This window comes from Rhizobium sp. Rhizsp42 (assembly GCF_047304155.1).
Lineage (GTDB): Bacteria > Pseudomonadota > Alphaproteobacteria > Rhizobiales > Rhizobiaceae > Rhizobium.
Window position 1 is genome coordinate 1 of sequence record NZ_JBGLYS010000168.1, and the last position, 259, is coordinate 259.

A 259-nucleotide genomic window follows, 5' to 3' on the forward strand; every position below is an offset into this window, starting at 1 on the left:
CCGCAGAGGCGGTCCACCTGCGCGCGTTGTCGTGCCCGATGGTCTCGCCTCCCGAATTGCCCACCGAAAGTTACTTCTTACACATGACTACCACCACCACGTCCCCGATCGCTGTCAACGACATCGGTTCGGAGGAGGAGCTGCTCGCCGCGATCGACGCGACGATCAAGCACTTCAACGACGGCGACATCGTCGAAGGTGTCATCGTCAAGGTCGACCGTGACGAGGTTCTCCTCGACATCGGTTACAAGACCGAGGG

The 259-nt window shown here is 60.6% G+C and carries 1 pseudogene; it reads left to right on the forward strand.

Features of this window, described 5'->3' with window-relative positions:
* Positions 1-83 precede the first annotated feature (83 nt).
* A pseudogene (rpsA, locus tag ACCD05_RS31965) lies at positions 84-259 on the forward strand (30S ribosomal protein S1); the annotation flags it as partial.